At 60.4% G+C, this 6,827-nt stretch carries 4 protein-coding genes and 3 pseudogenes; 4 read left to right on the forward strand and 3 right to left on the reverse strand.

All coding sequences use genetic code 11. The annotated features are described in order from the left end of the window. The 3 genes from OQK_RS08610 to OQK_RS08620 all read right to left on the reverse strand — a co-directional run. Window positions 1–674 (reverse strand): cache domain-containing protein (locus OQK_RS08610; protein WP_177318484.1); only part of this gene is annotated, 674 nt, incomplete at its 3' end. 99 nt (window positions 675–773) lie between these two features. Further along, a complete protein-coding gene (locus OQK_RS08615; RefSeq protein ID WP_016772014.1) occupies window positions 774–1,076 on the reverse strand; it encodes a cell division protein ZapA in 303 nt (100 codons plus the stop codon). Further along, window positions 1,073–1,303, reverse strand: coding sequence for a hypothetical protein (locus tag OQK_RS08620; protein WP_016772015.1), 231 nt, complete (start codon window positions 1,301–1,303; stop codon window positions 1,073–1,075). The genes OQK_RS08615 and OQK_RS08620 overlap by 4 nt, the downstream gene beginning before the upstream one ends. A gap of 342 nt (window positions 1,304–1,645) precedes the next feature. On the opposite strand from OQK_RS08620, the pseudogene OQK_RS31975 reads away from it, so the two are divergent. The 4 genes and pseudogenes from OQK_RS31975 to OQK_RS08635 all read left to right on the forward strand — a co-directional run. Then, window positions 1,646–2,302, forward strand: a pseudogene (locus OQK_RS31975) (MCP four helix bundle domain-containing protein); the annotation flags it as partial. Between the two features lie 303 nt (window positions 2,303–2,605). Then, window positions 2,606–3,205: pseudogene (locus OQK_RS31980) on the forward strand (methyl-accepting chemotaxis protein); the annotation flags it as partial. A gap of 292 nt (window positions 3,206–3,497) precedes the next feature. Beyond that, window positions 3,498–5,240, forward strand: coding sequence for a potassium/proton antiporter (locus tag OQK_RS08630; protein WP_016772017.1), 1,743 nt, complete (start codon window positions 3,498–3,500; stop codon window positions 5,238–5,240). A gap of 34 nt (window positions 5,241–5,274) precedes the next feature. Beyond that, window positions 5,275–6,827, forward strand: a pseudogene (locus OQK_RS08635) (mechanosensitive channel MscK); the annotation flags it as partial.

The following is a 6,827-nucleotide window of genomic DNA, read 5'->3' on the forward strand; positions in this document are numbered from 1 at the left end:
CCGCTGAACTGCGCCTCAGGATGGACCTGAATCAAACCGTCGGAACGCACCAGATAGACCTTGCCGCGTTCACCGAAACTGAAATTGTGGATCAGCTCCGACAGCTCTTTCATGCTCAGCCCAAGCCCGGCGACACCGACGACTTTACCGGCCTGCTCGACCTTCAAATCGATGAACAGGGCCAGCTCGCCTGTCGCGCCGTCGTTGTCGATATTGAGGGTGCGCGGCTGATTGCTGTCGAGAAAGGAATAGAACCAGGCGTCGGCCGGTTTCGCGCGACTGAGGGTGCGGTCCAGGCCTTTTTCGGTGATGTAGTGGTTGGATTCGGTGCCGATGATCAGCGCGGTGAAAGCTTTGTGTTCAGCGCGGATGCCTTCCAGATACTGCGCGAAGAGAGCAGTTTTGCTGCTGTCCTCGCCTGTCGCCAGCCAATCACGCACCATGGTGTTGCTGGCGATGTCCTTGGCGGCGGTGAGCGGTTGCACGAGGATGCGTTCGATATCGTTGCGCGTCGCTTCGATACTCGACGGCAGCGCTTGTTCGACCAGATAGCTCTGGGCGAGGCGGTTGACCACCAGGGTATAAATGCCAACCACAATCACGATGCTGATCAGCAGGGCCGCGCCCATGCCGAGAATCAACTGCCACTGAATACTGCGTCGCCACCACTGCATGGAGCACCCCCAAGGAATAAGTGGCCGAAACACTGCAACAGCCATGCCGATTGTATACACCCCAACCGACAATCTATTCCTTGGTTGTGCGCAACCTCATCAGCCCTGACTGATGGTCTTGGCAATTGTCTCGACCGTGGCGCTGACTTGCTCTTGATAACGCTCGAGTTCTTCTTTGTGCTGCTTTTTCATTTCGATCTGCTGCGAGCACAGATTCATCGCCGCGAGCACCAGCAAACGGTCGCCGATCAGCGTCGGGTATTTGCGCTTGGTGTCTTCCAGCGTGGCCTTGAGCATCATGGCCGCGTCCAGCAGGGTCTGTTCTTCCCCGGCCGGTGCCTTGATCGAATAGTCCTCGCCGAGAATGGAGATGACTTTTACCCCTGCTGTGCCGTGGTTCATGCGCTGACAGGACCGGCATTGACGCGATCAACCAGCGCCTGGATGCGCGCGGCGGTGGCGCCGTGTTTTTCTTCCTGCTCCATCAGGTTCAGTTGCAGGTTTTCGTTTTCATCCTTGGCCTGGGCCAGTTCCGTGGACAGGGTCTGGTTGGTCTGCAGCAAGGTCTGGTTCTGTTGCACCAGGTCGCTGACGAGCTGTTCCAATTGGCTGAGGGATGCTTCCAACATTTTGATCTTCCAAGCGTTTTTCAAAGGGCGCGTACGATAAAGAAAAGTCACCACGGATGCCAGGGTTAAACCGGCGCAAGGCCTTGATTTTCCTGGGGGCAAGCGTTCTCGCGAGTTTAAAAGACTGTGATTGGTCGATCTGGTTCCTGCACTTCGTCGCTCAAGCCTGTCTGCGACAAATACGCACACCACCTCAAGACTTTAGTCGTATGACCGATAAGTCACCCATACAGCAGTCTCAGCCCGCATGGATGCGGCCCTTTTCGGTATCCGCCCATGTCCCTTCGCAATATGAATATCGCCCCACGGGCGTTCACCGGTTTCGCCCTGATCGGCGGCCTGATGTTGATCCTCGGCGTGTTTGCGCTGAACCAGATGAGCAAGATCCGCGCGGCCGGCGAAGACATCGCTACCGCCAGCGTGCCGTCGATCAAGGCTCTGGACGAATTCACCCAACTGACCCTGCGCCTGCGCGTGCTCTCCTATCGTTTGCTGATCAATCGCGAACCCGACGTGCAGCAGAAAACCATCGAACTGTTCGACCTGCGCAATCGCCAGATCGCCGATGCGCAACGCGCATACGAGCCACTGATCGAAGGCCCGCAGGAACGTGCGGCGTACGATCAGTACGTGCAATTGCTGGCGCAGTACCGTCAGCTTGAAGAGCGCATGAAAACCCTGTCGCGCAACAACCAGATCGCCGAGTTGCAGCAGATGCTCAACAACGATTTGCTGAGCAACTCAGAGGCCGTCAACACCGCACTTGCGCGTCTGCTGGAGATCAATACCCAGCAAATTGCCGAGACTGATCAGGGCGCCAAGGATCAGTACTCGATGTCGTTCGATCTGGTCGTCACTCTGCTGGTGATCGCCAGCGGCCTGACCTTGCTGTTCGCCTGGTTGCTGACCGTGAGCATTACCAAGCCGATTTCCAAGGCACTCGAGGCGGCGGAAACCATCGCCGAAGGCAACCTCACCCAGCCGATCCATGTCGATGGCGAAGATGAAGCCGGGCGCCTGCTGGCGGCGATGGCGAAGATGCAATCGAAGCTGCGCGACACCCTGCAGCGCATCTCCGGTTCGGCCACACAGCTTGCGTCTGCTGCGGAAGAGCTGAACAGCGTCACCGATGAAAGTGCTCGCGGCCTGACCCAGCAGAACAACGAAATCGAGCAGGCCGCCACTGCGGTCAATGAGATGACCAGCGCCGTCGAAGAAGTCGCGCGCAACGCGGTCAGCACTTCGGAAGCCTCGAAAAACGCCACCACTTCGGCGGGCGACGGCCGTGATCTGGTGCAGGAAACCGTCAGCGCCATCGAACGCATGAGCGCCGACGTGCAGAGCACCGCGTCGCTGATCGGCGACCTGGCCAATGAATCCCGCGATATCGGCAAGGTGCTCGATGTGATTCGTGGCCTCGCCGATCAGACCAACCTGCTGGCATTGAACGCAGCAATCGAAGCGGCCCGTGCCGGTGAGGCCGGGCGTGGTTTCGCCGTAGTGGCCGACGAAGTGCGCGCCCTGGCCCATCGCACCCAGCAGTCGACCAGCGAAATCGAACGCATGATCGGCAGCATCCAGAGCGGCACCGAACACGCCGTGGATTCGATGCGCAACAGCACCGAGCGCGCCGAATCGACCTTGAATATTGCCCGTGGCGCCGGGATGTCGCTGGACACGATCAACAGCGCCATCGTCGAAATCAACGAGCGCAACCTGGTCATCGCCAGCGCAGCCGAAGAGCAGGCGCAGGTGGCGCGGGAAGTCGATCGCAATCTGGTCAACATCCGCGATCTGTCGGTGCAGTCCGCGACCGGCGCCAATCAGACCAGCGCGGCGAGCAATGAGCTGTCGCGCTTGGCGCTGGATCTGAACAACATGGTTGGGCGGTTCAGCCTGTAACACCTCGCTGGAGCTTCCCCTGTGGTGAGGGGATTTATCCCCGTTGGGTAGCGAAGCCGCCCCAAAAGCAGCGTATGCGGTTTCATCAGAGGACCCGCGTACAACGGTTTTACGACGGCTGCGCCGCCGAACGGGGATGAATCCCCTCGCCACAGTCATCACTCGCCGCGTTTTCAGGGTGATTCTGCAGAAAAGCTTTTTGACAGCATCACATTTCAACAGGTTAGAATCGCTGGCACGCAGACTGCATGGTCAGTTTGTGCCTCGTCTTTACGCTTCTGGAGTACTGCCTTTGAATGCGACGACCATCAACAGCCTGTTCTTGATCGGCGCGTTGCTGGTAGGCGCAAGCATTCTTGTTAGCTCGCTTTCTTCACGTCTCGGCATTCCGATTCTGGTCATCATTCTCGCGGTCGGCATGGCTGCCGGGGTCGATGGTGGCGGGATCATTTTCGATAACTACCCGACGGCCTATCTGGTCGGCAACCTCGCCCTGGCAGTGATCCTGCTCGACGGCGGCTTGCGTACGCGGGTGTCGAGTTTCCGCGTGGCCTTGTGGCCGGCGCTGTCGCTGGCCACGGTCGGGGTGTTGATTACCACCGGGCTGACCGGCATGGCCGCTGCGTGGCTGTTCGACATCAATCTGATTCAGGGCCTGCTGATCGGCGCCATCGTCGGCTCGACCGACGCCGCTGCGGTGTTCTCGCTGCTCGGCGGTAAAGGCCTCAACGAACGGGTCAGCGCCAGTCTGGAAATCGAATCCGGCAGCAACGACCCGATGGCGGTGTTTCTCACCGTCACCCTGATCGACATGCTCGCCAGCGGCGAAACCGGCCTGCACTGGAGCCTGCTGACCCACCTGATCCGCGAGTTCGGCATCGGTGGCGTGATCGGTCTGGGCGGCGGCTGGGTGATGCTGCAACTGGTCAACCGCATCAATCTCGCCGCCGGGCTCTATCCGATCCTCATCATTGCTGGCGGTCTGGTGGTGTTCGCGCTGACCAACGCCTTGCATGGTAGCGGCTTCCTCGCCGTCTACCTGTGCGGCCTGGTGATCGGCAACCGCCCGGTGCGCAGCCGCCACGGCATTCTGCACATGCTCGACGGCATGGCCTGGCTGGCGCAGATCGGCATGTTCCTGGTGCTGGGCCTGCTGGTCACGCCCCACGATCTGCTGCCGATCGCCCTGCCCGCCCTCGGTCTGGCGCTGTGGATGATCCTGTTCGCGCGGCCGCTGTCGGTGATGGTCGGCCTGCTGCCGTTCAAGGCCTTCCACGGTCGCGAAAAAGCCTTTATTTCCTGGGTCGGCCTGCGCGGCGCGGTGCCGATCATTCTCGCGGTATTCCCGCTGATGGCCGGGCTGCCGCAAGCGCAGCTCTACTTCAATCTGGCGTTCTTCATCGTACTGGTGTCGCTGCTGGTGCAGGGCACGAGCCTGCCGTGGGTGGCCAAATTGCTCAAGGTGACCGTTCCGCCAGAACCAGCGCCGATATCCCGAGCGGCACTGGAAGTGCACGTCACCAGCGAGTGGGAGCTGTTCGTTTACAAGCTCGGCGCGGAGAAATGGTGCATCGGCTCGCCCCTGCGTGAGCTGAAAATGCCCGAAGGCACACGCATCGCGGCGCTGTTTCGTGGCCAGCAACTGCTCCATCCGTCGGGTAGTACGGTGCTGGAAGTCGATGATTTGCTGTGTGTTATTGGCCATGAACACAACTTGCCGGCCCTCGGCAAACTGTTCAGCCAGGCACCGCAACGCGGCCTCGATCTGCGTTTCTTCGGCGACTTCGTGCTCGAAGGAGACGCCCAGCTTAAAGCGGTTGCAGCGCTGTATGGCTTGCCGGCCGAAGGCATCGATCCGGACATGACCCTGGGCGCGTTCATTGCGCAAAAAGTCGGGGGTGCTCCCATCGTCGGCGACCAGGTGGAGTGGAACAACACCCACTGGACGGTGGCGGTCATGGACGGGAACAAGATCGGCAAAGTGGGCGTCAGATTCCCCGAAGGAAGTCGCCCGGGCCCCGGACTCTTCCTCTAAACTGCTCCCACTCTCACTTGCTTGACCGGTCTCTATGCCTACCCTGCGCTCCTTTTTCGCCGCGGCCCTGCTGGGCCTCAGTCTTGTCGTCGGCCCGCTGCATGCCGCCGAACCACCGTCCAGCGATGCCGTGCAGGCCAGCCTCGACAAGCTGGCCGACAGCAAACTGCCGGACGCCGACAAGAAGACCCTGCAGACCGTCCTGCAGAACACCCTCAATCAGCTGAACAACCAGCGTGATTACGAGCAGAAACTGATCGATCTCAAGCGTCAGTTGGCCAACGCGCCGAAGCAGACGATTGAAAACACCCGCGAACTGAGCCGCCTCAAGGCCACCGCGCCAGTGCCGGTCGCGCAGCGTTTTCCGAAGGAGTCGATTCAGCAACTGGAGCAGATCCTCACCGATCGCTCGACCCAGCAGAGCGATCTGCAAAAAGCCCTGGCCGAAGCCAACAGCCTGATCATCACCGCCCAGACTCGCCCCGAGCGCGCTCAGGCGGAAATTTCCGCCAGCCAGACGCGCATCCAGCAGATCAACACCATCCTCAAATCCGGCAAGGACACGGGCAAAACGGTCACCGCCGAACAGCGCGACCAGTTGAACGCCGAACTGGCCGCACTCAATGCACTGATTCCGCTGCGCCGCCAGGAACTGGCCGGCAACACCCAGTTGCAGGATCTCGGCAATGCCCAGCACGACTTGCTTTCGGAGAAATCCGACCGCCTCGACCGCGAGATCCAGGAACTGCAAACCCTGATCAACCAGAAACGTCTGGCGCAGTCGCAGGAAACCGTTACCCAGCAATCGATCGAGGCGCAGAAGGCCGGCGGCAGCAGCCTGCTGGCGAGCGAGAGCGCGACCAACCTCAAGCTTTCCGACTATTTGCTCAAGAGCACCGACCGTCTCAACGAAGTCACGCAGCAGAACCTGCAGACCAAACAGCAACTCGACACCCTGACCCAGAGCGATTCGGCGCTGGACGAGCAAATCAACGTGCTCAAGGGCAGCCTGCTGCTGTCGAAAATCCTCTACAAACAGAAACAGGCGCTGCCGCACTTGAAGGTCGACCGCGACCTCGCCGACCAGATTGCCGATATTCGCCTGTATCAGTTTGATGTCAGCCAGCAGCGGGAGCTGCTGAGCAACCCGGCGACCTATGTCGACAATCTGCTGGCCACCCAGCCGCCAGAGCAGGTCACCCCGCAACTGCGCAAAAGCCTCCTGGATCTGGCCAACACCCGCGCTGATCTGCTCGAGCGGCTGAACCGCGAGTTGAGCGCGATGCTCAACGAATCGATCACCCTGCAGCTCAACCAGAAACAATTGCTGAGCACCGCGCAAAGCCTGCGCGCGACCCTCGACGAACAGATGTTCTGGATCCCCAGCAACAAACCGCTGGATGTGGAATGGATGCGCGGTGTGCCCGAGCGCCTGGAGCGGCAGGTCAACACCTTGCCGTGGGCGTCGAGCCTGAGCGAACTGGCTGACGGCCTGACCCAGCGGCCATTGCTGTTCTTGCCTCTGGCGCTGCTGATCGGCGCCCTGTTGTGGCGCCGCAAGGCGCTGTACGGACGACTCAACAAGGT

Origin of the sequence: Pseudomonas sp. R62 (assembly GCF_000257605.1) — a bacterium.
In the GTDB taxonomy this organism is placed as follows: domain Bacteria; phylum Pseudomonadota; class Gammaproteobacteria; order Pseudomonadales; family Pseudomonadaceae; genus Aquipseudomonas; species Aquipseudomonas atacamensis.

What these genes read in the sequence shown, in the direction of transcription:
- OQK_RS08615 (WP_016772014.1), bottom strand. Translation starts at nt 1,076, where the DNA reads ATGAACCACGGCACAGCAGGGGTAAAAGTCATCTCCATTCTCGGCGAG.
- OQK_RS08620 (WP_016772015.1), bottom strand. Translation starts at nt 1,303, where the DNA reads ATGTTGGAAGCATCCCTCAGCCAATTGGAACAGCTCGTCAGCGACCTG.